General features: G+C 42.2%; 2 protein-coding genes. Both read right to left on the bottom strand.

All coding sequences use genetic code 11. The features are described from left to right. Positions 1 to 262 precede the first annotated feature (262 nt). Positions 263 to 697 carry a hypothetical protein gene (locus RIG68_RS25675; protein ID WP_350129219.1) on the bottom strand — a complete coding sequence of 145 codons (435 nt, stop codon included), beginning with the start codon at positions 695 to 697 and terminating at the stop codon, positions 263 to 265. Between the two features lie 573 nt (positions 698 to 1,270). Then, positions 1,271 to 1,741, bottom strand: a complete 471-nt coding sequence (locus RIG68_RS25670; protein ID WP_350129216.1) for a hypothetical protein — start codon at positions 1,739 to 1,741, stop codon at positions 1,271 to 1,273. Between the last annotated feature and the right edge of the window lie 174 nt (positions 1,742 to 1,915).

Genomic DNA, 1,915 nt, shown 5'->3' with positions numbered 1-1,915 from the left:
CATAGTGTCCAAGATCCTGTAGCAATTGACTTTCAACCAAAGCCCGGAGCTGTGGCCCCATGATTGTCGAAAGTCCAAGGTCAGTATGATCAGCACTCATTGTCTAGGAGTATTACGCACAACGCCTCGGTAAAATGAGTGGGGGAGTTTTATGCAGCTCCGCTTCCACTACATCTTAGCCACGCCGATGATAAATTTAACTTTTGTGGCGGACAATCCAAGCCAACTGACACTTGACATCCTGTGAAGCCCACATTCATTTTTACCGGTGTGTTGTAGGCATTTCTAGTGTCGTGTTGTAGTACCTCAAACACAACCTCAGTTCTTTGGCGGATTTTAAGATCAGCTCCTCCGTCTTGTCAGCAGGTTTGATGTCTTGAAAAAATCGATTGTTGGCAGCAAATTCAGGTTTGTCTACTGTCGGCAAAATGTCAGTTGTCATCTGGTTTAGATGTATGGTCCTAGACTTGTCGTCATAGTCTGGTAGTTTCCCGTTTTCAAGTCTGAACAGAATCACTTGGAAGATGTCCTCAATTGTCTCCAAGGAGATAGAAATTACCTTTGCCGAGTCTTGATAGCGAACGTCGTAAAAAGCGTTGCCAGAGATTTTGACTCCGTCTTGCGTCATCTTGTAGTCAGTTGCTAAGAACGAAAACGTTCGATCCACAAAGGCGTTAAAAGTGTCCGCATGTATCATTTAGAAATGCTTATAGTTGACCACCTAGTTCTGAATAAGTCGGGTTCGAACCATCTGTTTGGTTAGGTTAATGTAATACCAACATTTTTACCGCTGACATGAATGCTTTTAATATCTTAGTCTAATTAATACGGAAACTCCAATCATATAAAGCGGTATAAGTAATACTTGTGCCCAAAGGATAATTCTATACTTTATTTTCAGTTTTGGGTCTTGCTCATCTTTAATTACTCTCCCAAACTCAAATAATTGTCCAGGAGTCACCAAGAAATATGAGACTTTTTTACCCCTATTTGCCATAATACGGAGCATTTTGTACCATAGGACCAAACCAGTCAATCCACAAAGAAGAAAGTACAGGAAGGCAAGTGTTGGAAACATAGTTTTTTGTTTTATTTGACTACAACGCCTCGGTAAAATGAGTGTGGGAGTTTTATGCAGCTCCGCTTCCACTACATCTTAGCCACGCCGACGATAAAATTATAATTTGTGGCGGACAATCCAAGCCAACTGACCTATGTTAACCCCTGAAGCCCACATTCATGTTTACCGCTGTGTTAGGTTGCTTTCCGTTTATATGCCCAGCTCCTTTTTCTTGCGTCTAATGAGGCTGCCCATCGATGACAAGTCAATCGTTCCAACGCCCGTGTCAATAAAAGCAGTCTGTGTAGTAAATAAATAATAGCCTTCTTCGTCCTTTATTCTAAGTCTGTAGAGTGGTGGAAAAACAAACCAAAATTTTGTAAGCGAATCGACGTCGAACCAGTTGACGATACGGTTTTCGTCGTCGTCCAGAATTGTAATGTTCTGTCCGCCTAGTTGGATCTGGACGAAGTGCGGAGAAAAGAGAAGGTGAAGCATCAAGAATATGAAGCCGAATCCGCCAAGAATTAGATAGTCAAAGATATCTAGATCCGCTTGTTCTCCATTCACTGTCACGTTCTCGGGATTGAAGTATGCTAGTACACCTATTAAGACTGGCATTAATGCGAAAACCAGGAAAATGTATTTGAAAAGGAGAGTATTGGAATAATTACTGATCATATGTGAAGAGTCAATCCGTCACTGCAAATGCAACCTAACGACTAGCTATCGTGCGTGGGGGTTTTTAATGCAGTTCAGTTCCCGCTAGCACTTAGCCACTCAACTGATAAATTTATACTTTGTGGCGGACAATCCAAGCCTGCCGTCGCTTCCTTACCTCTGAGCCCCCATGCA

Source organism: Imperialibacter sp. (genome assembly GCF_040222385.1).
Lineage (GTDB): Bacteria > Bacteroidota > Bacteroidia > Cytophagales > Cyclobacteriaceae > Imperialibacter.
This window is presented reverse-complemented; position numbering and strand designations above follow the sequence as displayed.

Bases quoted from the DNA above. Each gene is read 5' to 3' on its own strand.
- RIG68_RS25675 (WP_350129219.1), bottom strand. From the start codon at position 697: ATGATACATGCGGACACTTTTAACGCCTTTGTGGATCGAACGTTTTCG.
- RIG68_RS25670 (WP_350129216.1), bottom strand. From the start codon at position 1,741: ATGATCAGTAATTATTCCAATACTCTCCTTTTCAAATACATTTTCCTG.